Source organism: Streptomyces sp. NPDC005485 (assembly GCF_040606085.1).
GTDB lineage: Bacteria > Actinomycetota > Actinomycetes > Streptomycetales > Streptomycetaceae > Streptomyces.
This window is the reverse complement of record NZ_JBEXDZ010000113.1, coordinates 1-25,718: the sequence shown is the minus strand read 5'-3', so window position 1 is coordinate 25,718 and position 25,718 is coordinate 1. Positions and strand designations below refer to the sequence as shown.

26 protein-coding genes and 1 tRNA gene are annotated in these 25,718 nt (G+C 71.5%); 14 read left to right on the top strand and 13 right to left on the bottom strand.

What is annotated here, in order from left to right:
* Positions 1-351: 351 nt before the first annotated feature.
* A complete protein-coding gene (locus tag ABZS97_RS30740; RefSeq protein ID WP_356142878.1) occupies positions 352-861 on the bottom strand; it encodes a hypothetical protein in 510 nt (169 codons plus the stop codon).
* Positions 862-928: 67 nt separating this feature from the next.
* On the opposite strand from ABZS97_RS30740, the gene ABZS97_RS30735 reads away from it, so the two are divergent.
* Complete coding sequence (locus ABZS97_RS30735; protein WP_356142876.1) at positions 929-1,117, top strand: peptidoglycan-binding domain-containing protein; 189 nt, start codon at positions 929-931, stop codon at positions 1,115-1,117.
* A 687-nt stretch (positions 1,118-1,804) separates the two neighbouring features.
* Here ABZS97_RS30735 and ABZS97_RS30730 read toward each other — a convergent pair.
* Positions 1,805-2,470: an HAD family hydrolase gene (locus tag ABZS97_RS30730; protein ID WP_356142874.1), complete on the bottom strand. Its 666-nt coding sequence runs from the start codon at positions 2,468-2,470 to the stop codon at positions 1,805-1,807.
* Between the two features lie 238 nt (positions 2,471-2,708).
* Positions 2,709-3,290, bottom strand: a complete 582-nt coding sequence (locus ABZS97_RS30725; RefSeq protein ID WP_356142872.1) for a TMEM165/GDT1 family protein — start codon at positions 3,288-3,290, stop codon at positions 2,709-2,711.
* Positions 3,291-3,703: 413 nt separating this feature from the next.
* On the opposite strand from ABZS97_RS30725, the gene ABZS97_RS30720 reads away from it, so the two are divergent.
* The 4 genes from ABZS97_RS30720 to ABZS97_RS30705 all read left to right on the top strand — a co-directional run bounded on the left by ABZS97_RS30720 (position 3,704) and on the right by ABZS97_RS30705 (position 8,776).
* Positions 3,704-4,348 (top strand): HNH endonuclease family protein, encoded by a 645-nt coding sequence (locus ABZS97_RS30720; protein WP_356142870.1) that lies wholly within the window; start codon positions 3,704-3,706, stop codon positions 4,346-4,348.
* A gap of 79 nt (positions 4,349-4,427) precedes the next feature.
* Complete coding sequence (locus tag ABZS97_RS30715) at positions 4,428-6,074, top strand: alkaline phosphatase D family protein (protein WP_356142868.1); 1,647 nt, start codon at positions 4,428-4,430, stop codon at positions 6,072-6,074.
* A gap of 201 nt (positions 6,075-6,275) precedes the next feature.
* Entirely contained in the window at positions 6,276-8,234 is a 1,959-nt protein-coding gene (locus tag ABZS97_RS30710; RefSeq protein WP_356142865.1) for an FAD/NAD(P)-binding protein, read from the top strand.
* Positions 8,235-8,320: 86 nt separating this feature from the next.
* Entirely contained in the window at positions 8,321-8,776 is a 456-nt protein-coding gene (locus ABZS97_RS30705) for a DoxX family protein (RefSeq protein WP_356142863.1), read from the top strand.
* An 80-nt stretch (positions 8,777-8,856) separates the two neighbouring features.
* Here ABZS97_RS30705 and ABZS97_RS30700 read toward each other — a convergent pair whose 3' ends face one another.
* Positions 8,857-9,432, bottom strand: a complete 576-nt coding sequence (locus ABZS97_RS30700; RefSeq protein ID WP_356142861.1) for a superoxide dismutase family protein — start codon at positions 9,430-9,432, stop codon at positions 8,857-8,859.
* A 248-nt stretch (positions 9,433-9,680) separates the two neighbouring features.
* Between ABZS97_RS30700 and ABZS97_RS30695 the strand changes: the two genes are divergently transcribed.
* A complete protein-coding gene (locus ABZS97_RS30695; RefSeq protein WP_356142859.1) occupies positions 9,681-10,316 on the top strand; it encodes a VTT domain-containing protein in 636 nt (211 codons plus the stop codon).
* 31 nt (positions 10,317-10,347) lie between these two features.
* Here ABZS97_RS30695 and ABZS97_RS30690 read toward each other — a convergent pair whose 3' ends face one another.
* The gene (locus ABZS97_RS30690; RefSeq protein WP_356142857.1) at positions 10,348-10,575 is read right to left on the bottom strand and encodes a DUF2277 domain-containing protein; all 228 of its coding nucleotides are present in this window, start codon (positions 10,573-10,575) and stop codon (positions 10,348-10,350) included.
* 89 nt (positions 10,576-10,664) lie between these two features.
* On the opposite strand from ABZS97_RS30690, the gene ABZS97_RS30685 reads away from it, so the two are divergent.
* The 3 genes from ABZS97_RS30685 (at position 10,665) to ABZS97_RS30675 (ending at position 12,935) form a co-directional block, all read left to right on the top strand.
* On the top strand, positions 10,665-11,438 hold the full coding sequence (locus ABZS97_RS30685) for an MBL fold metallo-hydrolase (RefSeq protein WP_356142855.1): 774 nt from the start codon (positions 10,665-10,667) through the stop codon (positions 11,436-11,438).
* Between the two features lie 105 nt (positions 11,439-11,543).
* Entirely contained in the window at positions 11,544-12,437 is an 894-nt protein-coding gene (locus tag ABZS97_RS30680; RefSeq protein ID WP_356142853.1) for a 2-dehydropantoate 2-reductase, read from the top strand.
* Positions 12,438-12,590: 153 nt separating this feature from the next.
* Positions 12,591-12,935 carry a hypothetical protein gene (locus tag ABZS97_RS30675; protein WP_356142851.1) on the top strand — a complete coding sequence of 115 codons (345 nt, stop codon included), beginning with the start codon at positions 12,591-12,593 and terminating at the stop codon, positions 12,933-12,935.
* Positions 12,936-13,018: 83 nt separating this feature from the next.
* Here the strand turns inward: ABZS97_RS30675 and ABZS97_RS30670 are convergent, their stop codons facing one another.
* Together ABZS97_RS30670 and ABZS97_RS30665 are read right to left on the bottom strand one after the other, a co-directional pair.
* Entirely contained in the window at positions 13,019-13,372 is a 354-nt protein-coding gene (locus ABZS97_RS30670; protein WP_356142849.1) for a hypothetical protein, read from the bottom strand.
* Between the two features lie 143 nt (positions 13,373-13,515).
* Positions 13,516-13,587 (bottom strand) — tRNA-Val (locus ABZS97_RS30665).
* A gap of 288 nt (positions 13,588-13,875) precedes the next feature.
* On the opposite strand from ABZS97_RS30665, the gene ABZS97_RS30660 reads away from it, so the two are divergent.
* From ABZS97_RS30660 to ABZS97_RS30645, 4 genes are all read left to right on the top strand, one after another.
* Complete coding sequence (locus ABZS97_RS30660) at positions 13,876-14,616, top strand: DUF4097 family beta strand repeat-containing protein (protein WP_356142894.1); 741 nt, start codon at positions 13,876-13,878, stop codon at positions 14,614-14,616.
* A gap of 76 nt (positions 14,617-14,692) precedes the next feature.
* The gene (locus ABZS97_RS30655) at positions 14,693-16,099 is read left to right on the top strand and encodes a hypothetical protein (protein ID WP_356142847.1); all 1,407 of its coding nucleotides are present in this window, start codon (positions 14,693-14,695) and stop codon (positions 16,097-16,099) included.
* A 102-nt stretch (positions 16,100-16,201) separates the two neighbouring features.
* Positions 16,202-16,813, top strand: coding sequence for a DUF4383 domain-containing protein (locus ABZS97_RS30650; protein ID WP_356142845.1), 612 nt, complete (start codon positions 16,202-16,204; stop codon positions 16,811-16,813).
* A 122-nt stretch (positions 16,814-16,935) separates the two neighbouring features.
* On the top strand, positions 16,936-17,157 hold the full coding sequence (locus ABZS97_RS30645; RefSeq protein WP_356142843.1) for a zinc ribbon domain-containing protein: 222 nt from the start codon (positions 16,936-16,938) through the stop codon (positions 17,155-17,157).
* Between the two features lie 11 nt (positions 17,158-17,168).
* Here ABZS97_RS30645 and ABZS97_RS30640 read toward each other — a convergent pair whose 3' ends face one another.
* From ABZS97_RS30640 to ABZS97_RS30630, 3 genes are all read right to left on the bottom strand, one after another.
* Positions 17,169-18,014: an HAD family hydrolase gene (locus tag ABZS97_RS30640; protein ID WP_356142841.1), complete on the bottom strand. Its 846-nt coding sequence runs from the start codon at positions 18,012-18,014 to the stop codon at positions 17,169-17,171.
* Positions 18,014-20,452, bottom strand: a complete 2,439-nt coding sequence (locus ABZS97_RS30635; RefSeq protein WP_356142839.1) for a phosphoribosyltransferase — start codon at positions 20,450-20,452, stop codon at positions 18,014-18,016. The genes ABZS97_RS30640 and ABZS97_RS30635 overlap by 1 nt, the downstream gene beginning before the upstream one ends.
* 78 nt (positions 20,453-20,530) lie before the next feature.
* On the bottom strand, positions 20,531-21,703 hold the full coding sequence (locus tag ABZS97_RS30630; protein WP_356142837.1) for an HpcH/HpaI aldolase/citrate lyase family protein: 1,173 nt from the start codon (positions 21,701-21,703) through the stop codon (positions 20,531-20,533).
* A gap of 197 nt (positions 21,704-21,900) precedes the next feature.
* Between ABZS97_RS30630 and ABZS97_RS30625 the strand changes: the two genes are divergently transcribed.
* Entirely contained in the window at positions 21,901-22,821 is a 921-nt protein-coding gene (locus ABZS97_RS30625; RefSeq protein ID WP_356142835.1) for a TerD family protein, read from the top strand.
* Between the two features lie 60 nt (positions 22,822-22,881).
* Here the strand turns inward: ABZS97_RS30625 and ABZS97_RS30620 are convergent, their stop codons facing one another.
* The 3 genes from ABZS97_RS30620 to ABZS97_RS30610 all read right to left on the bottom strand — a co-directional run bounded on the left by ABZS97_RS30620 (position 22,882) and on the right by ABZS97_RS30610 (position 25,578).
* Entirely contained in the window at positions 22,882-23,619 is a 738-nt protein-coding gene (locus ABZS97_RS30620; protein WP_356142833.1) for a Tellurium resistance, read from the bottom strand.
* 124 nt (positions 23,620-23,743) lie between these two features.
* Complete coding sequence (locus ABZS97_RS30615) at positions 23,744-24,892, bottom strand: DUF475 domain-containing protein (RefSeq protein WP_356142831.1); 1,149 nt, start codon at positions 24,890-24,892, stop codon at positions 23,744-23,746.
* 110 nt (positions 24,893-25,002) lie between these two features.
* On the bottom strand, positions 25,003-25,578 hold the full coding sequence (locus ABZS97_RS30610) for a TerD family protein (RefSeq protein WP_356142892.1): 576 nt from the start codon (positions 25,576-25,578) through the stop codon (positions 25,003-25,005).
* Positions 25,579-25,718: the final 140 nt, after the last annotated feature.

The following is a 25,718-nucleotide window of genomic DNA, read 5'->3' as shown; positions in this document are numbered from 1 at the left end:
GGGTCTCGGCCACGTTCCATCCTGGTCGGTGTGACCGGTTATGGCCTGTTGAGTCCTCCCCGTGGCCGGGAATCCGGGGGCTCCTGGGCATCGTGTGCGGAAGATCTGCATAATCTGTGGAGTTCTCAGGGGGAGGGATTCACGCGTGACCGATGTGAACGGGCTTGTCTGCCCCGAGTGCGGAGCACCCCGGGCGCCGGACGGCACGCCTTCCTGCGCGTGCACGCAACGGGCGTCCGACGCTCTGCGGGACGCCCGCACGGCGGAGGCGGCCGCGGCGGAGGACTTCGATCCGTTGCGGATACGGCCCTACGTGGAGCTGGAGCCGGGGGAGGTGCCGGCGGGGGGCGCTTACGGGGGCGGGGACGGGTCCGCGGCCACGATGCGGCTTGCGGCGCTGCCGGGGGCGGGGGCGGGGGCCGAGCCTGGGCCTGTTCCGGGGCCTCCGGGGGAGCCGGCGGTTTCGGTGGAGCCGGCGTCACGGCGTCGGGCGCGTGGTGTTCTGCTCGGTGTCGCCGGGGCTGTGGTGACCGTCGTGGCCGCGGCGGGGTTCGCCAGCGGGATGTTCTCGTACGACACCCCCGCGCGGGACCGGGCGTTGCCCGACGACGCGCGGGCGAGCGTGCCGGACGTGTCGTCCGAGGCTGCCTCGGCGTCCGCGTCGGGGGGCGTGCGGTCCACGGCGCCGGTGCGGGGGTCGGTTCCGGTGCCCAGCCGTGGCGCGGGTGTGGCTCCTTCCCCGTCGGCCTCGCCGTCGCCGTCGGTTTCCGCGTCGCCCTCGGCGTCTGGCACGGGGGTTCCCTCGCCGACCGCCACGCCGTCCGGGGCCCCCTCGACCGTCTCCGCCACCGGGTCGGTCATTCCCACCGAGGGCAACCGGGACCGGCGCCGCTCCCAGTCACTCCAGCTCGGCGACCAGGGCCCCGACGTGACCGAACTCCAGCTCCGCCTCTCCCAGTTGGCCCTCTACGTCGGCGACACCAACGGCACGTACGACACCCAGGTCGAAGACGCCGTACGCCGCTACCAGTGGGCCCGCGGGATCACCACCGACCAACTGGGCGTCTACGGCGGCACGACCCGGTCCCGTCTGGAATCGGAAACCCGGGAGCCCTGATCCGCGCTGCCGGCGTACGCGCCGTTCGCGGGGCGCGGTGCGGGTGCGTTGTGGGTCGGGTCCGTGCCGTCTGCTGGCGTGGGCGCCGTGCGCATGGGGGTCGGTGGGTGGGTCGGGTCCGTGCCGTCTGCTGGCGTGGGCGCCGTTCGCGGTGCGGTGCGTTGTGGGTCGGGTCCGTGCCGGTACGTCTTGCCCGTCGCCGCGTGGGCGTACTGCCCGGGGTTGAGCATGGCGAAACTCGGCTGGGAGCCGGCTACGCGACGGGCAGAGACGTACCGGCACGGACCCTTCCGTGCGTACGCGACTGCGGGTGCGTGGGGGTGCGGCTGCACACCCAGCAGCGGGGGTGCGTGTGCCCGTGGTTGGTCGGCGAAGCCGCGTCACTGCGGGCGCGCGTGCAGCTAGAGGCAGTGGCCCACCCACCAGCGGCGGGTGCGTGTGACGCAGGGGCCGGCGAAGCAACGTCACTGCGGGCAATCGTGCCGCCAGGGGCGGCACGGGTGGGCGCAGCGGCACCCCGTGAACGCCGGGCTGCGTGACCCACCCCCGGCCGACACCAACACCGGGTAACCGAGCAAAGCCAGCGGGCACCCGGGGATTGCCCACCCACCCCGGGTGACCGTTCAAGCATGGGGCACCCGGGGTTCGCCCACCCACCCCGGGTCACCGTCGAGACAAGCCCCGGGGCTAGCCGACGTGCAGGCGGATCACGCCACCCCCGGCGTCCTCGACGCGGACCTCGCGCAGGTCGCGGACGAGCACGTCCGGCCGGTGGGCGCCCGCACGAGGGCCGACCCCCACGACCCGCATCCCCGCGGAGCGCCCGGCCGCGATCCCCGCCCCGGAGTCCTCGAAGACGACGCAGTCCTCGGGCGCGATGCCCAGTTCGGCGGCGCCCTTGAGGAACCCCTCGGGATCCGGCTTGCTCGCGCCGACGGACTCGGCGGTGATCCGCACGTCGGGAAGGCCGAGCCCCGCGGCGGCCATCCGCGCGGAGGACAGGCCGACGTCCGCGGAGGTCACGAGGGCGTGCGGCAGCCCGGCGAGGGAGGCGAGGAAGGCCTCGGCGCCGGGGACGGCGACGACGCCGTCCATGTCGGCGGTCTCCTCGGCGAGCATGCGCGCATTGTCCGCGTGGTTCTGCGCCATGGGCCGCTCGGGCAGCAGTACGGCCATGGAGGCGTACCCCTGCCGCCCATGGACGACCTTCATGACCTCGGCCCCGTCGAGCCCGTGCCGGTCGGCCCAGCGGTGCCAGCAGCGCTCGACGACGGCGTCCGAGTTGACGAGGGTGCCGTCCATGTCGAGCAGCAGGGCGCGGGCGGTCAGAACGGAAACGGTCGTGGCCGTCATCGGCATGCTCCAGGGCGCAGGAAACGCGGGAAACGCAGGAAAGGGGCCGCTGTCACGGCCCCCAGGACAAGGCGGCCCCGCCCGCCGGTCAGGGAGTGCGGGCGGGAGCCACTTTGTTCCTCCACGATACAAAACAGAGTGCCCCTCGCGCCACCGCTTCTGACCAGGGGCGATGCGCAGGGCTCCCGCGAAGGCCCCGTACAGACACCGGCACGACCCCCCACGTTCACCCCACCGCTCACCCGGCCACCGCCTCGTAGAGGCTCCACACGCCCAGCCCCAGCATCAGCACGGCCGCCACCTTGGTGATGAGCCGCAACGGCACCCGCTTCATCAGCGCCCGGCCCCCGAGGATGCCGAGCCCGGCCACCGCCCACAGCGCCAGCACCGCGCCGAGGCCGACGGAGAGCGGGTCGTCGTAGCGGGCCGCGAGGTTCGCCGTCATGATCTGCGTGAGGTCACCGAACTCGGCGATCAGGATGAGCATGAAGCCCGCCCCCGAGACCTTCCAGAAGCTCTGGTCCTCGGGCTTGCGGATCTCCCCCTCGTCCTCGTCCTTCTTCATCAGGAGTACGGCCGCACCGCCGAGGAAGAGCACACCGGTCAGCGCGTGCACGATCTGCTGGGGCAGCAGCGTCAGCACGCTGCCCGCCGCGACGGCGAGCGCGACATGGAGTGCGAAGGCGGCGGCGACCCCCGCGAAGACGTACGAGGCGCGGTAGCGGGTGCCGAGGACGAGCCCGGCGAGGGCCGTCTTGTCCGGCAGTTCGGCGAGGAAGACGACGCCGAAGACGAGCGCCGTGACGGTGATGCTGATCAAGATTCCTCAATCGGTCGGGCTGCCCCGCCGAGAGTGTGTGATCGCGCTGCGACACCTCGGCACGGCAGCACACATGGGCTCCCGCGCCATGAGGCACGGGTCGGTGCACTGCTTACCGAAGGTCTCGCCGGCCGACCCCTCGAAACGAGGCCTGCCTCCGGGCGCCGGCTCAGACGAGCTGAGCAGTATGTCGACGGTCCGGCGAAGAGCTACTCCCCTTCTGCGCTGCCCATCGTACGTGAGTCCCACGCGGCCTCCGTAGGGCCTTTGGTCCCGGGCCGATCCCGTCAGGAACCTTGTCGTGTCATGAGCACGTCACTAACTTCTAACCTGCCCCACATCTTCCGGAAACCGAGCGCCGCGAGCATTTCCCCGCTCGCACCTCAACTTCCCCCCACCCAAAGGGAGTTCGCATGGCGAAGGTCTACGCGCGTCGACGGCTCAGCATAGTCGCAGCGCTCAGTGCTCTCATAGCCTCGGTCGGACTTTTCAACGGTCCGGCCGCCTCCGCCGCGCTGCCCACGCCGGTCAGCGCCGCCACCGCCCGCACCTACCTCGCCTCCCTGGACGTGGCGACCGAGGTCCGGACCGGCTACAGCCGGGACCTGTTCCCGACCTGGATCACCATCAGCGGTACCTGCAACACCCGCGAGTACGTCCTCAAGCGTGACGGGTCGAACGTCGTCACCAACTCCGCCTGCACCGCCACCAGCGGCAGCTGGTACTCCGTCTACGACGGCGCCACCTGGACCGCCGCCTCCGACCTCGACATCGACCACCTCGTCCCGCTCGCCGAGGCCTGGGACTCCGGCGCGCGCAACTGGACCACCGCCCAGCGGCAGGCATTCGCCAACGACGTGACCCGCCCGCAGCTCATCGCCGTCACGGACAACGTGAACCAGCAGAAGAGCGACCAGGACCCGGCCGAGTGGATGCCCCCGCTCAGCTCGTACGCCTGCACCTACGTCCGCGCCTGGGTCCAGGTGAAGTACTACTACGACCTCTCGGTCGACTCCGCCGAGAAGTCCAAGCTGTCGTCGGTCCTCAGCGGCTGCTGATCGCCGGGTTCCTGTCAGGACCCTCCCCACTCCCCTCCGTCGTTCCGTACCGTACGGGGCGACGGAGGAGGGTGATCTCGTGGCGAGACTGTGCCTGGGCCCGCTGCTGAGGTACGTCGACGGCTCGTCCGCGACCGTCTGGGTCGAGGCGAGCCGTCCGTGCACCGCCGAGGTGCGCTGCGCCGGCGGCGCCCGGGGCCGGGCCCGCACCTTCCAGGTCGCCGGGCACCACTACGCGCTGGTCCCGGTGACGGGACTGACCCCGGGTACGGAGTCCGCGTACGAGGTGCTCCTCGACGGCGCCCCCGTCTGGCCGCCGCCCGACACCCCCTTTCCGCCCTCGGCCATCCGCACACCCGCCGACGGCGACGACGTCCTGATCACCTTCGGCTCCTGCCGCTGGGCCGCGCCGCCCAAGGACGAGCACGACCCGGTGGGCCCCGACGCCCTGGACACCCTGGCCACCCGGCTCGCCGCCGCGCCCGACGGCGAGCGACCCGACGTCCTCCTGCTGCTCGGCGACCAGGTGTACGCGGACGAGACCTCCGACGCCACGCGCCGCTGGATAGCCGCCCGCCGCGGCCTCGCCGATCCCCCGGGCAACCAGGTCGCGGACTACGAGGAGTACACCCGGCTCTACTACGAGTCCTGGCTCGACCCCGAGATCCGCTGGCTGCTGTCCACCGTGCCCAGCTGCATGATCTTCGACGACCACGACGTCATCGACGACTGGAACACCAGCGCCTCCTGGGTCGAGGACATGCGCGCCACCCCGTGGTGGCGCGAGCGGGTGCTGAGCGGACTGATGTCGTACTGGGTGCATCAGCACCTCGGCAATCTCTCGCCCCGGGAGCTGGCCGAGGACGTCCTGTACGCCGCCGTCCGCGCCACCCCCGACGGCACCGACGTCCTGCGCGCCCACGCGGCCCGCGCCGACGCCGACCCGGCCTCCGTCCGCTGGAGCTACCGTCGCGACTTCGGCCGCGTGCGGGTGCTGATGGTCGACAGCCGCGCGGCCCGCGTCCTCGACGAGGAGAGCCGCGCGATGCTCGACCCGGGCGAGCAACAGTGGGTGCGGGAACAGGCGTTGGACGCCCGCGGCTCGTACGACCACCTCCTCGTCGGCACCTCGCTCCCCTGGCTGCTGCCGCCGCTCGTCCACGACGCCGAGACCTGGAGCACCGCGCTGTGCCGCGGCGAGCGCGGCGCCCGGTGGGCGCGGTTCGGCGAATACCTGCGCAGGCGGGCCGACTTGGAGCACTGGGCGGCCTTCCCCGCGTCGTTCGAGGCATTGGCCGAGCTGATCGCCGAGGCGGGGTCGGGACCGGACGCGCCGGCGACCGTGTGCGTGCTGTCCGGCGACGTCCACCACGCCTACATCGCCGAGCCGTCCTGGCCCGCGGGCGCGGGTCCGGACGCCCGCGTTCTCCAGCTGACCTGTTCTCCCGTCCACAACTCCGTCCCGCTCTCCATCCGACTCGGCTTCCGCTTCGGCTGGAGCGGTCTCGCGCGGGTCATCGGACGACGGTTCGCCCGGCACGGGCGCTGCGGCCGTCCGACCCTCACGTGGCGCAGAACCGGCGGTCCCTGGTTCGGCAACCAGCTGATGACCCTGACCCTGCGCGGCCGTTCGGCGTCCCTGCGGCTCGAACAGGCACGGGCGGGACGGGGCGGCGCCGGTTCCGCGCGGCTGAAGACCGCCATGGAGTCCGCACTCGTGCCGTAATGGACCTGTTGCGTACGGTTGTTGTGGGGGATGTCCCTGATGCTCGTGACGCATCCCACAACCGGAGCCGATCAACCGCTCCCGGGCTCGGCTCCCGCCCCGTACGACGGCATGATGAGGCGGACCGTCCGCTTCCAGTGGACGGTGTGCTGTCGCGCCCCCACGCGCGCCACACACCCCCCACGCCCGGGAGTCACCCCTTTGTCCGCAGCGATCGCAGCGACCGCCGAGCCCTCCGGGATCCCGCAGGTCTCCGTGTCCGTCGCCCTCGTCGGCGCCGGGCCGCGCGGCACCAGCGTCCTGGAACGTCTCTGCGCCTCAGCGCCGGAACTCCTCGCGCCGGGTGCCCGGTTGACGGTCCATGTCGTCGATCCGGCGCCGCCGGGGCCCGGCCGCGTCTGGCGTACCGCCCAGTCGCCGCACCTGCTGATGAACACGGTGGCCTCGCAGGTGACCCTGTTCACCGACGAGAGCGTGGACTGCTCGGGGCCGGTGCGCCCGGGCCCGAGCCTGCACACCTGGCGGCCCGACGCACTCGGCCCGGACGACTACCCGACCCGCGCCCAGTACGGCCACTACCTGGAGTGGGTCTTCGGCGAGGTGGTGCGCGGGGCCCCGGCCGAGGTACGCGTCGAGGTGCACTCGGCGCGTGCAATACGGCTGGCCGACGCGCCCGACGGCCACCAGGTCCTCGTCCTCTCCACCGGTCGCACCCTGACCGGCCTCGCCGCGGTGGTCCTCGCCCAGGGCCACCTGCCGCTGCGCACCGACCCCGGGCAGCGGCGCCTGGGCGCGTACGCCGACGCGCACGACCTGCGCCACATCCCGCCGGCCAATCCGGCGGACGTCGACCTCTCCTCCCTCGCCCCCGGAGAGCCGGTCGTCCTGCGCGGCCTGGGCCTCAACTTCTTCGACCACATGGCCCTGTTGACGACCGGCCGAGGCGGACGCTTCACCCGCACCCCGCGGGGACTGCGCTACGAGCGTTCGGGCAACGAGCCACGCCTGTACGCCGGTTCACGCCGCGGGATCCCGTACCAGGCGCGTGGCGACAACGCGAAGGGCCCGTACGGCCGCCACACCCCCCTGCTCCTCACCGACGAGGTGATCTCCCGCTTCCGCAAACGCGCGGACTCCGGCGACGCGCCCGACTTCCTCGGCGAGATATGGCCGTTGGTGGCGAAGGAGGTGGAGGCCGTGTACTACGAGGCGCTGTTGCGGCAATCCGACGACGGCTACTGCGACAACGGGGGAGGGGACGTGGACGGCGAAAGCTTCCGGGACCGCTTCCTCGGCGCGGCGCACCGAAGCCCACAAGAGGCCGCGCTTCTCGACGAGTTGGGTGTCCCGCGCGGCGAACGGTGGTCCTGGGAGCGGATGTCACGGCCGTACGCCGGGCGCGTCTTCGCCGGGGCCGCCGAGTGGCGGGGCTGGCTGCTGGCGTATCTGCGCGAGGACGCCGGACAGGCCGCGCTCGGGAACGTCGAGGGGCCCCTGAAGGCCGCTCTGGACGTGTTGCGCGACCTGCGCAACGAGTTGCGGCGGATCGTGGACCACGGCGGGCTGTCGGGCATCTCGCGCCGGGAGCACCTGGACCGTTGGTACACGCCGCTCAACGCCTTTCTCTCCATCGGCCCGCCGCGTCGGCGCATCGAGGAGATGGCCGCGCTGATCGAGGCGGGCGTCCTGGAAGTGGTGGGCCCGCGCCTGGAGGTGCGGGCACAGGACGGGGCGTGGGTCGCCCACTCCCCCGACGTACCGGACTCGACCGTACGGGCCACCACCCTCATCGAGGCACGGCTGCCCGAACCGGACCTCAAGCGGACTGCCGACGAACTGCTCGCCGGGCTTCTGCGGGCCGGGCAGTGCCGCCCGCACACCGTCGACGGCTACGAGACGGGCGGACTGGACGTGACACCACTCCCGTATCACCTGATGGACAGTCAAGGACGGGTGCACAAACGGCGGTTCGCCGTTGGAGTACCGACGGAGGGAGTGCACTGGGTGACCGCGGCCGGGGCACGGCCAGGGGTGGATTCGGTCACACTTTCGGACGCCGATGCGGTGGCGAGGGCCGCCCTACGTGCGGCTACACCCGAAACGGAACCTCAAACGGAAGCAAACCGGTGGCCAAATGTTGAACTTGAAAGCATCGATTAGCCTCTCCTAGCGTTGGTGCTCACTCGGTTCCGTCCCCAGGATCCGGCCCTCCCACGGGCCGGACAAGACCGAAGGAGCACTCCCACATGACCGGACGCCTCAACAGCGCCCAGCCCTACGCCATAGGCCTGTTCCGCATCGTCATCGGCCTGCTCTTCACCGTGCACGGCGCCGCCTCGCTCTTCGGCGTCCTCGGCGGTGCCATGGGCACCCATGGCGGCACCATCCCGTCCGGCACCTGGCCCGGCTGGTACGCCGCGGTCATCCAGCTCGTCACCGGCGCGTTCGTCCTGGTCGGCCTCGGCACCCGCGGCGCCGCGCTCATCGCCTCGGGCTCCATGGCATACGCGTACTTCGACGTGCACCAGTCCGCGGCCCTGTGGCCCATCCAGAACGGCGGCGAACTGTCCGTCCTGTTCTGCTGGTCCTTCCTGCTGCTGGTCTTCACCGGTTCCGGCGCGCTCGGCCTCGACCGGGTGTTCGCGACCCGCCAGGCCCCGGGCTCCGAGGAGAAGCGGGCCTCCGAGCCCGTCACGGCCTGATCCCTCGTACGAAGACGTCGGCGCCTGTCCCAAGAGGCGGGCGCCGTCGTCGTCGTAGGAGCTGAGAGCCCGTCACACCGTCAGGACGTCCCGGCGGTCCAGCCGAACGGCACCGAGAAGCACGCCACGCGTGCGCCCGTCATGCCCGGCTCGGAGTGCAGCACCACGGAGGCGGCCTCGCCCAGCCGGAAGCCCCAGTCGTGACGGGCCGCCGCCTCGCCCGCTCCCTCGCCGCCGGCGGTGAAGTCGAGCCACACCTCGTTGTCGTCGTTGGCATAGGCCGGGTCCTTGGACGGCTGCACGGGGTCCTTGCGGTGCTGGTAGTGCCCGCCCGCGGCGGCCGGATCCGCGCCGCACGGCTTCTGGTGCACATGCACGCCGTACGCGTGCCCAGGCCGCAGACCCGTCACCCGCAGCCGTACGTCCGTGGCGCCGTGCTCGTCGCTGTGCTGGCTCACCTCGATCCCGGCGGCCGCCGGGACGAGATCCATGTCGTACGTCACCGCCGCCGACGCGACGAACGCGGTGGGCGGCGCGAAGCGCGCGTCCGTCCGCATCCAGAAGCCGTCGGGCGCGGCCGGAGCAGCGGGGCCCGCCGCACCGCCCGTCGCCAGTACGGCCGACGCCAGGGCTCCGACGAGTATTCCTGCCACCATCGCTGACCCACTCCTCTTGTCCGCACCCCCGACCGGATCGGCCCTCCTCCCTCGTTCGTACGGGATCCGGGCCCGCCCCGCCGCGCCGGAGCAGCAGCCGGGTGAACGTGACGTGACGAACACGTGAGCCCCCATGAGCCTGCTGTGACAAGCGCGGCGTACGCTGTACGGCTGTCACAGGTGTCACTTTCCGCTCCCTCGCACCACCGGAGCACAGGACGCCTACGGGGGAGTCCAGGGGAGTTCGGGTGCTTGAGAGTGTGGGGTTGCTGACCGGCAGCCCATGGATCTACGCGGCGGTCGCCGTGTCCGTTCTTCTCGACGTCTTTCTGCCGGTGCTGCCGAGCGGCGTCCTGGTCATCACCGCCGCCACGGCCGCGGCGGCCGGTTCCGCCGGCGGCGCGGTGCCCCACGAGGTGCCGGACATCCTCGCGCTGACCCTCTCCGCCGCCACGGCGTCGGTGCTCGGCGACCTGGTGGCCTACCGGCTCGCCTGGCGCGGTGGCGCCCGCCTGGACCGGGCCATCGCCCGCTCCCGTCGGCTGACGCGTGCGCAGGAACGTCTCGGCGCGGTTCTCGCGCGCGGCGGCGGGGCCGGCGGCGCGCTCGTCGTCATCGCCCGCTTCGCCCCGGCCGGCCGCTCGGTCGTCTCCCTCGGCGCGGGCGCCGCCCACCGCCGGGTCGGCGAGTTCCTGCCCTGGTCCATCGTGGCCGGCCTGTGCTGGGCCGTGTACAGCGTCGCCCTCGGCTACTTCGGCGGACAGTGGCTCGGCACGACCTGGCTCGCCACCGGGGTGTCGGTGGTGGCGCTCTTCGGGGCGGGGGCGGGGGCCGCGTTCCTGATCCGGCGTCCCGGGATGCGGGAGTCGGGGAGCGGGGCCTGAGGTCCCCTCGCTGCTGTCGGTAGGCCTGGGGTCAGCCCGCGCGCTGGGCGGCGCCCCGGACCTCCAGGCCGCCGAGCAGTTCGGCCGTGGCCGCCGCGATCGCCTCCACCGCGTGGTCGAAGACCTCGCGGTTGTGGGCAGCCGGGGCGCGGAAGCCGGAGACCTTGCGAACGTACTGCAGAGCGGCGGCGCGGATGTCCTCCTCGGTGGCCTCTTCGGGGAGCACGGGCGGGCGGAGTGTCTTGATGCTGCGGCACATACGTCCAGTGTCGCTCGTACGGCGCCGCTCCGCCGTGGCCCCGCGATTTCCGTCGGAATACCCGCGGGCGCCCCGCTCTTGTGCAGAGCATGACCACTGTGGAGATCCTTTACGTCGGCGGCCCCACGGCCGTGCTCGAAATCGGCGGCGTACGCCTGCTCACCGACCCGACCTTCGACGCCCCCGGCGAATACCACCTCGGCACGCGGAAGTTGGTGAAGACCGCCGGGCCCGCCCTCGCGGCGACGGAGATCGGTGCGGTCGACGCCGTCCTGCTCTCGCACGACCAGCACCCGGACAACCTCGACGCGTCCGGGCGAACGTATCTTCAGGACGCCCCTGTCACCCTGTCCACGGCGTCGGCGTACGACCGCATCGGCGCGCCCGTGCGGGCCCTGCCGTCCTGGTCGCATGTCGAACTGCCGCGCCCCGACGGCGGATCGCTGCGCGTCACCGCCGTGCCGGCGCAGCACGGGCCCGACGGCTCGGAGCCGATCGTGGGCGAGGTCACCGGCTTCGTCCTGTCCGGCGAGGGTCTGCCCAAGGTGTACGTCAGTGGGGACAACGCCTCCCTCGACGTCGTCCGGGCGATCGCCGAGCGGCACGGTCCGTTCGACGTGGCCGTGCTGTTCGCGGGCGCCGCCCGTACCCCGCTCGTGCCGGACGCTCCGCTGACCCTGACCAGCGAGGCCGCCGCGCAGGCCGCCGAAATCCTCGGCGCGCGTCATGTCGTACCGCTGCACTTCGAGCACTGGGGCCACTTCACCGAGGACGGCGCCGCGTTGACGAAGGCGTTCGGCGGGGCGGGGCTCGCGGAGCGGCTGCATCTGCTGAAGCCGGGGGCTTCGGTCCGGCTGCCGTAGCCGGGGGAACGCACCGTTGACCGATGCCTGCGCCCCTTGTGATCATCGTGGAGCGGGGACCTTGAGAGGTGAGGCCCCGACAGTTCCAAGAGGATTTGAGGAAACATGGCGAACGAAAAGCTGACGGTGGCCGTACTGGGTCCGGGAGGCGTCGGTGGCCTGCTCGCCGGGCTGCTCGCCCGTGCCGGACACCGGGTGATCTGTCTGGCGGGCGGCGACACCGTACGGGCGCTGCGCTCGGAGGGAATCCGGGTGCGCAGTGGGCAGTTCGGCGATTTCACCGTACGGGTCGAGGCGGAGGAGGAGCTGCGCGAGCCCGTCGACGTGTGCGTGATCGCGGTGAAGGCCACGACGTTGGACGCGGCCCTGGAGCGGGTGCCCGCGAAGGTGCTGGGTGACGACGCCCTGGTCGTACCGTTCCTGAACGGCGTCGAACACCCGGCCGCGCTGCGTGAGCGCTACGGCTCGGCCCGGGTGGCGCCCGCGGTGATCCGCGTCGAGTCGACCCGGCTGTCACCCGGGGTGATCGAACACGGCAGCCCGTTCCTGGAGGTCGATCTGACCGGCGAGACGGTGGTGCGGGAGCAGCTCGACGCGCTTGCCGGGGCCTTCGAGGAGAGTGGTGTGCGCGTGCGCGTCCAGGAGGACGAGGCGGCGGCGCTGTGGGCGAAGATGGCGTTTCTGGCGCCGTTCGCCCTGCTGACCACCCGCTACGGTGCGCCGCTCGGTGACATCCGCACGCACCACCGCGACGAGCTGACAGCCCTGGTGGAGGAGGCGTCCGCGGTCAGCCGTGCCGTCGGCGCACCGGCCGACGCCGCGGCCGCTCTCCAGCGCTACGACGCGTTCCCTCCGGAGACCAAGTCCTCCATGCAACGCGACGCGGAGGCCGACCGTCCGCTGGAACTGGACGCCATCGGCGGGGCTCTGCTCCGTGCCGCGGAACGCTACGGGGTGCCTGTTCCGGCGACGGGGCGAGTGGTGGGCGAGCTGAGGTAGTCGCCCGCGGGCGCGGAGGGGGTCGTGCCGTACCGGCACGGCCCCCTCCGCCCGTACGCGGCCGCTCTCGTCTCTCGTCTCTGTCCACACCCGTTCGCGTGAAGTCCCCGAAGGAACTCGCATCCCAAAATCGAACAGGCGTACCATTGCCGCGTGGCTGCGACCTATGACTTTCCGAGTGACCTCCTGGCCGGCCAGGAGGAGCTGCATCAGGTCCGGGCCGAGCTTCTGGCCCTGCTGAAGCGGCTTCCCTGGTCGGTCGAGCCGCTGGACGGCTTCAGCGACGCCAACGGCTGGCGCAAGGTGGAGCGCCCCGCCTCCCCCGGCTGGACGGCGGACGAACAGGCCGAGGTCGAGAAGCTCCGCCGCCGCGAACGCGAACTCGCCGTCTTCGTGACCTGCCACCGCTTCTGGGCGGAGGTCACGCCCCCCGACACGGTCGACGCCCGCATGACCCTGAAACACGCCCACGAGCCCGCCTCGACAGAGGGCGTGTGAGCGGGCATGACACCCCACCACGCCGACCACTGACCACTGACCACTGACCACTGACCACTGACCACTGACCACTGACCAAGGTCCTAGCCGCGCAGCACCCGCACGCCGCCCAGCAGCCCCCAGGCGTTGACATGGACCGTCGGGCCGCCCGTCACGGTGGGCCCCTCGTCGCTGACGCCGCCGAGGCGGACGCCCGTGACGACGACGCGGACGTCGGGGCGGACGCGCAGCTTCACGCCGCCGATCAGGCTGAGCTTGGTGAGGCGAAGCTCGGAGCCGTCGGGGACGGCGACGTCGGTGAGGTCGATGTCCGCCCCGCCGATGAGTGAGACGGTCAGAGTCCGCTCGTGAACCGCCTTGCCCTCAAGGCGAGTTCCGCCGATGAGGCTCAGGTGGACGTCGGTCCTGTCGGTCGCGTTGCCGCTCGTCTTCGTCATGTCCACGAAGGTACGGGCGAGGCGGCCCCCGGCAGCAGTGTCCGGCGTCCGGGCTCCCGCATGACATCTGCCAGGTCCCGCGCCGGTCGACGCGTGAATGCCAAAGGCCCCCGGCCGCGATCGGCTGGGGGCCTCTGTCCCGGTGGGCGCGGACGGTTTCGAACCGCCGACATCCGCCTTGTAAGGGCGGCGCTCTACCGCTGAGCTACGCGCCCAGGACGAGTCGACAGCCTACATGGCCACAGGGCGTGCACTGCAAACGTGTATTCCTCGTTCTCGGGGGTGGGCGGGGGTTATCCCCACCCAGGATCCGGGAGCGGGCCGGATCCTTCGGGAGGGGGCGGGTGCGTACGGTCGATTCGAAGGGGTGGGCCGGTGAGCGGGGCCGGCATCCGTGGCCGTAGGACATGTGTCAGGGGGAGATCTTCGTGGGGTGCACAGAGCGTCGGCGGGGCGGGCTTGGGCGGGGAGGGCGGGCCCGGGTCGGGGTCGTCGCCGGGAGTGTGGTGGTCGCGGCGCTGGGGCTCTCGGCGTGCGGGGCCAGCGCCGGGGACGACAAGGAACCGGAGCATCGGTCCTTCGCGCTGCACGGGCGGACGCTCACCGTCGACTCGGACGACTCCGCGCTGGAGCTCGTGGTCGCCGACTCCGACAAGGCGGCCGGCAAGGTCGAGGTCACCCGGTGGTTCGACGGGCAGGTCGTCGTCGGTGGGGATCCCCGGGTGACCTGGGCGATGAAGGACGACCGGCTCGTGCTGCGGATGAAGTGCTCGGGGATGATCGCCGACTGTTCGGCCAAGCACCGGATCGTGGTCCCGCGCGGGGTCGCCGTCACCGTGCGCGACGGGGACGGGCGGGTGACGGCGCACGGGTTCAAGGAGGCCCTCCGGATTCGTACGGCGGACGGTGCCGTGCGGGTCTCGGACTCCTCGGGGCCGCTGGAGCTGAACAGCGCCGACGGTTCCGTGAGCGCGCTCGGGATCCGCTCGCGCCAGGTGCGCGCCACCACCGAGGACGGCTCGGTACGGCTCGAACTCACCGTCGTACCTGACCTGGTGGACTCCCGGAGCCAGGACGGTTCCGTCTCCATCGGGCTGCCCGACAGGGCGGGTACGGCGTACCGCGTGACGACCAAGACCGCCGACGGGTCAGTGGATGTGTCAGTGCCCCGTGACGAGGGCAGCTCTCATGTGGTCTCCGCACGTACCAGCGACGGAAAGGTCACGGTGCGCACGGTGAACTGACCGGCCCGTGTGTTCGTCCTTAACCGGTGGGAGAATGACAACCGGGCAAGGCGGACGACAGCACGGGGAGAGGGATGTGACGGCGACACCAGCGCAGCCGTACACGCCGTACACGTCGAGTCCGCCGAGGACTCCCGTCGTCGGCACGGCGCTGTCGATCGCACGCGTCGGGCGTGATGTCCTCACCCTCGTCACGCTGCCGCTGCTCGCCGCCGTCGTCCTGCCCGCCGCCTTCGCCGGTGGCGGTACACGCCGGTGGTTCGGCGGACGTTCGGAGAGCCAGCGGGCCGAGGCGCAGGCCGCGAAGGACGCCGCGGCCGCCGCGTTCTACGAGCTCGACACCGCGCAGCGCGATCTGCGGATCTCGATCGAGACCATCACCGCCGTCGACGACTCCCCCGCGGCCCGCCGCGCGGTCTCCGACTTCGATGCCCTCGGGCGGCGTATCGACGAGGCCAGCAGCCAGTACATCAACGCGGTCGACGCCCACGATCTCGACCGGGACGAGCTGGAGGCGTCGGTCGCCGCGCGCGCCCGCACGGAGCTGACCGCCGCCAAGGACGAGCTGGGCCGGGTCAAAGGGGAACTGGACCGGTTCTCGCGGGGCCTCGAACCGCTGCTCGGCAAGGCCGAGACGCAGCTCGCCCGGCTCGCGCCGGCCGTCGAGCGCGCCCGCCAGGCCCTGCTCGCCGCCTCGAACGCCCTCGATGCCGTACGAGGATCAGGGCTCAAGGCCGACGATCTCGCCGCGCGCCTCGCCGCCCTCGGGCCGGAGCTGACCAAGCTGAACCAGGGCGCCGGGCAGCACGGCGTGCCGGAGACCCTGGAGCGCGCCGAGAAGATCCAGCGGGAGGCCGGGGCGGTCGGCGCGGAGGCCGAGCGGCTGCCCGAGCGGGCCGCGGAGATCGATCACCGGCTGGTCTCGCTGCGGACCCGCGCGCAGGCGCTGACCACGCGTGCCGGGCAGGTGGAGCCGGTGCTCAGCGAGCTGCGGCGGCGGTTCTCAGCCGCCTGCTGGCAGGACCTCCAGCATGTACCGGATCAGGCCGAGGAGAACGTACGGCAGGCCGAGCTGAAGCTGAAGGAGGCGCAGGCCGCGCGCGACGAGCAGCGTTGGCCGGACGCGACCTCGCGGCTGTCGACGGTGCGCGCGCTGCTGAACAACACGGACGAGGCGGTCTCGGCGGCCGGTGACCGGCTGCGGCGGCTGAACGCCGTGCAGAAGGACCCGCAGCAGGAGATCGACCGCACGCGGTTCGCCATCCGGGACGCCCAGCGCCTCGCCATGACCGGCCGCAGCACCCCCGACCCGCGGCACGCCCGCCCCCTCGACGACTCGGTGGGCCGCCTGGAGCGCGCCGTCGCCACGCTGGAGGGGCGCCACCCCGACTACTGGCACTTCCTCACCGAGACGGAGGCCGTACGGCAGTCCGTCGCCCGAGTGGTCTCGCAGATCCGCGAGGAGCGTGGCGCGGGGGCCTGAGCACGGCCCGCTTCCTCACGCTGCCCGATGTTGCCCCTCAGGCCCGTGCGGGCGGATATTTGGAGGGACGCAGGGCCTCCGTCGGCGCACAAGGAGGCGGACATGGCCACACAGGTACTGCGCGCGCGGCACGCGGCGACGAGACGGCGGATCAGCTTCGACGAGCATCTTCCCGTCGACCACCGGCTCAACAGGTTCTACCGGATCGGCGCGGGCCTGATGGGTCTCGTGCTCCTCGTCTTCGGTGTCCTCGGTCTGATCGACAGGGTCGGCTTCTTCGACACCGGTGGGGACGAGGTCGCGGGCCTGAACACCAACGGCGCACTCAGTGTGCTGTCGATCTGTGTGGGGCTGCTGCTGCTCGCCGGCATGGTGATCGGCGGAAACCTCGCCTCGACCCTCAACATGGTCGTCGGCCTCGCCTTCGTCCTCAGCGGCTTCGTCAATCTGGCACTGCTCGACACCGACGCCGACTTCCTCGCGTTCCGCATCCAGAACGTGCTGTTCAGCTTTGTGGTGGGCGTCCTGCTGATGTTCTTCGGGATGTACGGGCGGGTCGGCTCGGCCCTGCCGCACGACAACCCGTACTGGCGGGCCCGCCACCCCGAGCAGCCGGATCGCGAGCGGCAACTGCGGGCCAGGGCGCACGCGCTGGCGCTGGAACGGGAGAGGGAGCGGGAACGGAAGAGGCGGGAGCTGCCCAGGCAGAAGTGAGCGACTTCCGGGAGCCGCTCGGCGCCGCGAGGAACCACCCTCCCCCGGCCTCGCCTCAGCGAGGGGACGCCCGATACGGCGCCCCTCCCCTCTCCCCCTGGCCGCCCGCTAATCTGGGCGCCATGCCTCGCTACGAATACCGCTGCCGGACCTGCGGCGACACCTTCGAGAAGAGCCGCCCGATGGCGGAGTCCGGCGCCCCCGCGTCCTGCCCCGCCGGCCACGATGACACGGTGAAACTCCTGTCGACGGTGGCCGTGGGCGGCTCGGCCTCGGCCCCCGCACCGCGCGCGGGCGGCGGCGGAGGCGGCGGCGGTTGCTGCGGCGGGGGCTGCTGCGGCTGACGAGGCCGCCCCTACACCTCCCGAGCCCCCTGGACGCCGCGCGCCTGCCGTACCTCGCGCAGGAACTCCCGCAGAATCCGCTCGCCCGCCGCGACGCCCCGCTCGGGAAGCGCGGTGACGGCCGGGGCCGTCCAGTCGTCCTCGGCGAGCTCGCCGTGGCCGGGGCGCCAGCCCCGGTCGGCGGCCAGCAGGAGGTCGGCGTCGAGGAGGGAGTCACCGGCGGCGAGGGTGAGCGTGGCGCCGGTGCGGCGGGCGACCTCGCGCATGGCGGCGCTCTTGGTGAGCGGCTTCGGCACGGCGTAGATCTTGCGGCCCTGCAGGGACACCGTCCAGCCGCGGTTCTCCGCCCAGACGGCGAGTTCCTTCACCCACTCCTCGGGGAGCAGTTCGCGCTCGACGACGAGGTAGGCGAAGAGGTCCTCGGCGACGCGGTGCTTGCGGACCCAGAGCGGGTCGGCGGTGGCGGCCAGATGCGCGCGGACCTCGTCCAGCGAGGCGCACTCGCTCGCCAGCCGGGCGGTGACCTGCGCGTGCCACGCGGTGTCCGTCAGACCGTCGACGAGAAGGTGCCCGCCGTTGGCGCAGATCGCGTACTTCGGGGCGGGGCCCGGCAGGTTGATGCGCTGGTACTGCTTGCGGGTGCGGGTGGTGGTGGGCACGAAGACGGCCGCGTCACCGAGGTCGCCGAGAAGCCCGGCCGCCGTCTCGGTCATGTACGACAGCGGCCTGCTCTCGTGGACCTCGACGCACAGCAGCCGGGGCGCCCGTGCGTCGGGCATGGTCAGCGCGAGGGCGGCTGCCGAGTAGATGAGCGTGCGGTCGAGGTCGCTCGCGACGAGGACGGGGTTGGTCGCCATCAGACCGTCACCGCCTTGCCGTCGGCGCCCGTCGCGCCCCGCGTGTACTTGGGGTGGATCAACCCCACGCAGGTGTAAGGGAGTTCGGCGACTTCCTCCACCGGCACTCCCCGCTGCTCGGCGAGCAGGCGTACGTGGTCGAGGTCGGCGCCCGCCCCGGCGCGGGCGAGGATCTTCCAGGGGACGCGGCGCAGCAGCACGCGCGTCGTCTCGCCGACGCCCGGCTTGACGAGGTTCACGTCGTGGATCCCGTACTCCTCGCTGATCCGTTCAACTGCCGCCCAGCCCTCCCAGGTCGGGGCCCGGTCGGCGGAGAGCAGTTCCTTCGTCTCGGCGTCGACGGCCTCGGTGACGTCGGCGAAGTGGGCGGCGACGGCGTCCAGGAAGTCCGCGGAGACGTCGGAGCCGGCGAGTTCACGGTAGAACTTCGCGCCGTGGAAGTCGTCCGGGCCGACCAGGTCGGAGCGGAGCACCGTACGCGAAATCAGCCCGGACACCGTCGAGTTGAGGCAGGCGGAGGGGATGAGGAAGTCCTCGCGGGTGCCGTAGGTCCGCACGCACGAGCCGGGGTCGGCGAGGACGGCTATCTCCGGGTCGAAGCCGGTGATGCCGTCGGAGGCCTCGAACTCCCGTATCGCCTCGGTCAGTTCGCGGGTGATCGCACCCTTGCCGGTCCAGCCGTCGACGAAGACGACATCGCTCGGGTCGTGCCGGTCGGCCAGCCAGCGCAGCGCGTTGGCGTCGATACCGCGGCCGCGGACGATGGAGACGGCGTAGTGCGGGAGGTCGAGGCCGTGGCGGTGCTGCGCCCAGCGGCGCATGAGGACGCCGACGGGGGTGCCCGCGCGGGCGAGGGACACGAGCACCGGTCGCGGTGACCGCTCGGCGAGGACCAGCTCGGTGACTGCGCCGACGGCGCGGGCCATACGGGCGGCGGACACCTCCAGCGCCGCGTGGAACAGCGCCTGGTACTGCTCGCTCGGCTGGTACTCCACGGGCAGCGACTCCGCGTAGTGGGCGCCGCCGCTCTGGATCGCCTCCTCGCGCTCCTCGGTGGGCGCCTCCAGCGTCACGTCCGAGAGGTCCTGCAGCAGCCAGCCGACCTCGTCCGGCGCGTACGAGGAGAAGGCTGGGCCGCGGAGGGGCTCGGGGAGCATGGGGGGCCTTTCGGGCGACGGGGCGGGCGGTACGTAGGAGGGCACCACGGCGAGCAGGACGTGCCCGGTGTGCGCGGAGAGCTGGGCCAGCAGCCCGTCGGGGGCGTGCAGCAGGGGGGTGTCCGCGGCCGAGTCCACGACGGCCACCACGGCGTCGAAACCGCCGCCCGCGACGTTGTAGGCGTAGCGCTCGCCGGGGCCGTCGTCGGGGTCGTCATGGGCAGGGAAAACGATTCGGCTGCGTATCGCGTAGCCGGGGTCGTCCAGGGCGAGGACCGGTGAGCGGGTGGTCGTGGAGTAGCGCACCTCGGCGGCGACGACCTGCTCCAGCTCGCGGGCCAGCCGCAGCGGGGCGTACATCAGCTCCTCGAAGCCGAGGACGAGCACGCGTTGCGCGTCGTCGGGCAGTGCCTCGGCGAGCCGTGCGGCCATGGCGGGCAGCGCGCGGTCCAGGCGGGCGCGGTGCTCGGGGGTGAAGCCGTGCCGACCGCCGTCGGGCACACCGTGCGGCCAGCCGAGCTCGACGCGGTCGGCCGGGCCGGGCAGCCGCCGGGCGGGGGCGGCGACCGGGGCGGCCTCGTACTGGGCGACCAGCGCCTGGCCCTTCTCCAGTACGCCGTCGGGCAGCTTCACCGTGCCGGAGGCCGCGGTCACCAGGTCCACGCGGGCGCCTATCTCGCCGGCGAACTCCTCCAGCCGCCCCAGGTCGGCGGCGGAGCGCATGTCGACCAGGGCGACGACGACGTACCGCTCGCGCGGGTAGCGCTCGTGCAGGGCGCGGATCGTGTTGAGCACGGTGTTGCCGGTGGAGAACTCGTCGTCGACCAGCACGAGCGGGCCGGGGCCCACGAGCAGGTCCGGGTCCTCGGGGAGCAGCAGGTGCGAGGTGGCGTGCGAGTGGGACTCCTCGAAGCCGCCGGCCCGGGCGACGCCCACGACGGGGCGCCGGGTGGAGTGCAGATAGGGCGCTAGGCCCAGTCCGTCGGCGACCGCGTGGCCGAGCCCGGTGGCCGTCTCGGCGTACCCGAGAACGACGGAGCGCCGGGCCTCGTCGATGCCCAGCAGCTCGCGTACGCGTCTGCCGAGCGCGAACCCGTGGCCGTGGACCACGGTGGGCGACTGCGGCACATGCTTGCCGAGGACGTTCGAGACGAGCAGGTGCGCCCGCTTGGGGTTGCGCCGCAGCGCGAGCCCCAGCAGATCGCTCAGCCGCTCGTCGCCGACGAGCTCGACACCGAGCCGCTCGGCGACCCAACTCCCGGACCAGACCACGTTGTTCATCAATTCCTTGTCGTTGCAGGGGGGTTCAGGGATCCAGGGGACACGAGGAACACAGGGGACACGGGCAACACAGGCGGTTCAGGTGGCCGCCGGGAGTCCGGCGGCGAGCAGGTCCACGAAGCCGATGTCCTCGTTCGCGACGCCGAAGACCTCGGCGCGCTGGAGGGTGCGCTCGGCCCAGGCGCGGTGCGGCTTCACCTCGTTCATCTTGTTCGTGTACGCCGACCGCAGCACACCTCCGCCGTCGCGCTCGGGGCGCAGGATGTCCTGGGCGTCGCTGAACTCCTCGTGGCTGACCACGGACAGCGCGTGCACGGGCAGGACGTGCGAGGGGTGGATGCAGGTCTTGCCGAGCAGGCCGTTGGCCTGGTCGAGGGTGATCTCGCGCAGCAGCCCGTCCATGGCGTGCTCGATCAGTGCCTCGCGCAGTTCCTCGGCCTGTCCGTCCAGGAACGGGCTGCGGCGCAACTGCGGCTTGAACATGCGCTCCTGGACCCGGAAGTACTCCCACACCGGCCCGGTCACCGTGAAGCCCGTGCCGTCGGCCCGGCCCAGCATGTTCACCACGTCGGCGATGACGGAGGCGACGACCTGGACGTCGTACGCCGTCATGTCGGGCGCCCGGCGCAGCGCGTAGGAGGAGCAGAAGTCGGTGACGCCCAGGCGCAGGGCGAGGACGCGGTCGCGGTACTTGTCGACGGCGCGGGAGATGCCCTCAAGGGTCTCCACGCGCGACTCGCGGTAGAGCAGTTCGGGCGATTCGAGCACGGGCATGGCGAACAGGCGGCGCCCGCTCGACGCCTCGGCGGCACTGAGCGCCTCCAGGAACGGGACGCCCCGCTCCTCGGTGAACTTCGGCATGACGAATCCGGACAGCACGCGCGCGGCCGGTCCGAGGCGCTGGACGAGGTCCGGGATCTGCTCGGGGGTGCGCACCCGCACGAACAGCAGCGGAAGGTCGGCGTCCGGCCGTTCGGCGAGGTCGGTGAACTGCCGGACCAGGTTCTCCTCGCCGTACGCCACGTCCGCGTCGGAGATCGAGTCCTCCAGGCACAGCACCATGGAGACGACGCCGCGCCCGGCCTGCTTGACGATGTCGTCGGCGAGCTGCGGCCGGGTGGCCGGGCTGTACAGCGTGGCGCCGAGGGCGGCCGAGAGGACTCTGGCCGGCGAGTCGGCGGTGAAGGCGCACGGCTCCTGGTGAAAGAGACGCTGCCGCTGCTCGTGGGCAAGATGCCCGAAATGACGCATGAAACTCCCTCGTGGCGGCTGGGCGGCCCAACGTGATGTGCGCGATGTGGCCGGTAATAGTACGTAGATATCGGTGTCAGGGGTTCCCACCGGGCATGAAGTTCAGGTAACTCGGCCATGTCGACCGTTCTTCGACCCGGCCGGGAATCCTCACCCCCGCGTTGTCGTGACCAGGACCGAGAGGGCAGGATGACCGCATGACGCACGCGATGCTGAAGGGGTCGAACATCCCGCTGGACGCCACAGCGGTACGGGCGGTGCTGCGCTGGACGCCCGGGCAGGGCGTCCCCGATGTCGATGCCTCGGCGCTGCTCCTCGGTCCCGGCGGTCGTGTGCGATCCGACGAGGACTTCGTCTTCTACAACCAGCCCCGCCACCCCTCGGGCAAGGTCTGGCGGCTCGGCAAGAAGCGCGTCGCCGAGGGCCTCACCGACACGATCCAGACGGATCTGGCGGGTGTCGAGTCCGGTGTCGGACAGATTCTGCTGGTCGCATCGGCGGAGGGCGTCACCTTCGACCGCGTACGCGGACTGCGCATCCTGCTGTACGACGCCGCGCTCGCCGACGGTGAACCGCTGGCGTATTTCGACATCAAGCCGCAGACGGGCGAGGAGACGGCGCTGATCTGCGGCGAGCTCTACCGGCGCGGTGAGAACTGGAAGTTCCGGGCGCTCGGCGAGGGCTACTCCAACGGTCTGGAGGGGCTGGCGAGCGACTTCGGCATCTCGGTGGACGAGTCGGCGCCCGAGTCGGAGCCGGAGGCACTGCCGGCCACCACCGCCGGTCCCGTGCCCGATCCCGGGGCCTGGGCGGCACCCGTCGCGGCTCCCGAGACCTCCGTGCCGCTGCCGCCCGAGCAGCCCGCCCCGGTGCCCCAGCAGCCCGCGTACGGCTTTCCGGCGCAGCCGCAGCACCAGCCCGCCGCGGCGGCGGCCACCGGGCCCGCCTACGGCTATCCGCAGCCGGCCGGCAGCCCCGGGGGCCAGCCCTCCTACGGGTACCCCCAGCCGCAGACCGCGGCCGCGGGGCCCTCGTACGGCTACCCCCAGCCGGTCGGCACGCTGCCCGACCCGGACTTCCGGCTGCCGCCGCAGGGACCGCAGTTCATCGGCCGCTGAGAGCCTGTGTCGCGGCCGGGGTCGCGGCAACGGTGACGGGTGCCGTCGGCGTCCGGTGGATCAGCGGTCGGCCTTCGACTTGTAGCCCCGGCCCCACTGGAGGCCCCAGCCGTAGAGGCGGTCCAGTTCGGCCTGGAAGCCGTAGACGAACTTCACCTCGCGGCGCACGATCAGGTCGCCCTTGACGTTCTCGATCATCACGATCGCGCAGGACCGGGCCTGCGGATGGCGCTCCTCGAGATTTATCTCGATACGCGGCCCGTTGCTCGGGTAGAGCGTGACGATGGCGTGCGTACGGTCGAAGGCGGGCGTCTGGTCGTAGATGTAGACGAAGATCAGCAGCCGTTTGATGTGCTCGCGGTGGTCCAGGTTGATGAAGATCGTCTCGCCGGAGCCGGAGCCGAACCGGTCGTCGCCGCTGAGCTTCACGTAGGGCGGTTCGTTGAGTTCGCCGAAGAAGCTGCCCAGAGGCTGGACCACGCCCTTGCTGCCGTCCGTGAGCTCGTACATGCAGCCCAGGTCGAGGTCGACGTTGACCATGCTCTGGGTGTGGCCCTGGACCACCTCCGGGGTGAAGAGCCGGAAGGGGTTCCGCAGCAGCCGGCCGCGCTCGGGGCCGCCGATGTCGGAGGTGCGCATCCGCCAGGACAGGTTGACGCGCAGGTTGCCGGTGGCCGCGCCCTGCTTGGTGAGCGAGACCTGACGGTGCCGCTTGGTCAGCTCGATGGCGTTGGTGGCCGCGCTGCCCGAGTCGAACTCCGTCGAGCGCCCGCGCCACAGCTCGTCCCAGAACCCCATAACCGCCCCCCAGTTGCCTTCAAAACCGCGCGGGGCGGCGCGGAGGAGAGTTCCTCGACGCCGCCCCGCACAGAGCGTTCCTCACCCGGGCCCGGATCACACACGCGGATCCGGACCGATCGGGTCAGACCCCGGACGAGACCTCGGCTTTCTCGTCCGAGGCCTCACCTTTTCCCTCGGCCTCGGCGAGCGCCTTGTTGCGGCGCACCGAGGACCAGAAGGACCAGGCGATCAGGAGGACACCGACGAGACCGGTGATGACCTCGTGGATCTCGTACTGGATGGTGACCATGAGGATCACGGCGAGCGCGCCGATCGCGTAGTGCGCGCCGTGCTCCAGGTACACGTAATCGTCGAGGGTGCCCTGGCGGACCAGGTAGACCGTCAGCGACCGGACGTACATGGCGCCGATGCCGAGGCCGAGGGCCATCAGCACGATGTCGTTGGTGATGGCGAAGGCGCCGATCACGCCGTCGAAGGAGAACGACGCGTCCAGGACCTCCAGGTAGAGGAACATGAAGAACGCGGCCTGGCCGGCGAGAACGACGGCCGGCTTCTTCTTGCCGGTCCGCTCAGCCTCTTCCTCCTCCTCGTGCTCGCGCTCCTCCTCTTCCTCGAGTTTGTCCTCGAAGTAGCCGGAGAGGCCGCCGACCACCATGTAGGTGATCAACCCCGCGATGCCCGAGATGAGGACCGTCTGCGCCTTGTCGATGTGCGCGCCGCCGTGCTGGTGGGCGTGGACGGCGAAGGTCATCGAGGTGATCAGCAGGACGATGAGGGCGATGCAGACCGCCAGCATGTCGACCTTGCCGAGCTTGGCGAGGGGGCGCTCGATCCAGCGCAGCCACTGGATGTCCCGGTCCTCGAAGATGAAGTCCAGGAAGATCATCAGCAGGAACATGCCACCGAACGCGGCGATCGCCGGGTGGGCGTCGGTGACGAGCTGCTGGTACTGGTCCTTGTCGGTCAGCGCCAGGTCGACCGCGTCCCACGGGCTCTTCTTGGCGGTCACCGCCACGATCACGACGGGGAAGACCAGACGCATGCCGAATACGGCGATGAGCACGCCGACCGTGAGGAAGATCTTCTGCCAGAAGGCACTCATCTTCTTCAGGATTCCGGCGTTGACCACCGCGTTGTCGAAGGACAGCGAGATCTCCAGGACGGACAGGATCGCCACGATGCCAAAGGCTTTCCACCCCCCGTAGAGAACCGCCGCGGCCAGACCGATCGCGGTAATCGCGAACGACCAGCCGAAGGTTTTCAGAAGCACTGGCTACCCAATCATCGTGTGTGTACGGGTCTCCCCCGCGCCGTACTCGGCTTTACCTAACGTTGACCACGAAGTCTAGAGTGCCGCCCCTTCGGCTGGCCAAGGCGGGCCTAGGAAACGTTGACCCCGAAGTCCAGTGCGATGCCGCGCAGGCCCGACGCGTACCCCTGGCCGACCGCGCGGAACTTCCATTCGTTGTTGTAGCGGTACACCTCGCCGAAGATCATCGCGGTCTCCGTGGAGGCGTCCTCGGAGAGGTCGTAGCGTGCGAGTTCCTGGCCGTCGGCCTGGTTGACGACGCGGATGAAGGCGTTGCTGACCTGGCCGAACGTCTGGCCGCGGTTGTCGGCGTCATGGATCGAGACCGGGAAGACGATCTTGTCCACGGAGGCGGGCACCTTGGAGAGATCGATCAGGATCGACTCGTCGTCGCCCTCCCCCTCGCCCGTGAGGTTGTCGCCGGTGTGCTCGACCGAGCCGTCCGGGCTCTTGAGCTGGTTGTAGAAGACGAACCACTCGTCGCCGAGCACCCGGCCGGAGTTGCACAGCAGTGCGCTGGCGTCCAGGTCGAAGTCGGCTCCGGTGGTGGAGCGCGCGTCCCAGCCGAGACCGATCAACACCTGCGTGAGGTTCGGTGCGGCCTTGGAGAGGGAGACATTGCCTCCCTTGGCGAGCGTGACGCCCATGATGCTGGTCCTCCCCGAGGTCATGCCTTGTTTCGTTGTCCAGCACGTCCGGCGCCGCCCCCCCCGGTGCGGCGCCGGGCGGGGGAGGCGAGGTGCGGCCGGGGCGGGCGGGCGACGGCGGGGCGTTGGTCGGGCCGGGG

Coding starts and splice junctions, on each gene's coding strand:
- ABZS97_RS30700 (WP_356142861.1), bottom strand. CDS start 9,432: ATGGTGGCAGGAATACTCGTCGGAGCCCTGGCGTCGGCCGTACTGGCG.
- ABZS97_RS30610 (WP_356142892.1), bottom strand. CDS start 25,578: ATGGGCGTCACGCTCGCCAAGGGAGGCAATGTCTCCCTCTCCAAGGCC.
- ABZS97_RS30635 (WP_356142839.1), bottom strand. CDS start 20,452: ATGAACAACGTGGTCTGGTCCGGGAGTTGGGTCGCCGAGCGGCTCGGT.
- ABZS97_RS30640 (WP_356142841.1), bottom strand. CDS start 18,014: ATGGCGACCAACCCCGTCCTCGTCGCGAGCGACCTCGACCGCACGCTC.
- ABZS97_RS30645 (WP_356142843.1), top strand. CDS start 16,936: ATGCCTCGCTACGAATACCGCTGCCGGACCTGCGGCGACACCTTCGAG.
- ABZS97_RS30730 (WP_356142874.1), bottom strand. CDS start 2,470: ATGACGGCCACGACCGTTTCCGTTCTGACCGCCCGCGCCCTGCTGCTC.
- ABZS97_RS30740 (WP_356142878.1), bottom strand. CDS start 861: ATGACCGACCCGGTGGCGGAGACGGTCGAGGGGGCCCCGGACGGCGTG.
- ABZS97_RS30625 (WP_356142835.1), top strand. CDS start 21,901: ATGACGCACGCGATGCTGAAGGGGTCGAACATCCCGCTGGACGCCACA.
- ABZS97_RS30680 (WP_356142853.1), top strand. CDS start 11,544: ATGGCGAACGAAAAGCTGACGGTGGCCGTACTGGGTCCGGGAGGCGTC.
- ABZS97_RS30650 (WP_356142845.1), top strand. CDS start 16,202: ATGGCCACACAGGTACTGCGCGCGCGGCACGCGGCGACGAGACGGCGG.
- ABZS97_RS30630 (WP_356142837.1), bottom strand. CDS start 21,703: ATGCGTCATTTCGGGCATCTTGCCCACGAGCAGCGGCAGCGTCTCTTT.
- ABZS97_RS30720 (WP_356142870.1), top strand. CDS start 3,704: ATGGCGAAGGTCTACGCGCGTCGACGGCTCAGCATAGTCGCAGCGCTC.
- ABZS97_RS30670 (WP_356142849.1), bottom strand. CDS start 13,372: ATGACGAAGACGAGCGGCAACGCGACCGACAGGACCGACGTCCACCTG.
- ABZS97_RS30620 (WP_356142833.1), bottom strand. CDS start 23,619: ATGGGGTTCTGGGACGAGCTGTGGCGCGGGCGCTCGACGGAGTTCGAC.
- ABZS97_RS30705 (WP_356142863.1), top strand. CDS start 8,321: ATGACCGGACGCCTCAACAGCGCCCAGCCCTACGCCATAGGCCTGTTC.
- ABZS97_RS30690 (WP_356142857.1), bottom strand. CDS start 10,575: ATGTGCCGCAGCATCAAGACACTCCGCCCGCCCGTGCTCCCCGAAGAG.
- ABZS97_RS30685 (WP_356142855.1), top strand. CDS start 10,665: ATGACCACTGTGGAGATCCTTTACGTCGGCGGCCCCACGGCCGTGCTC.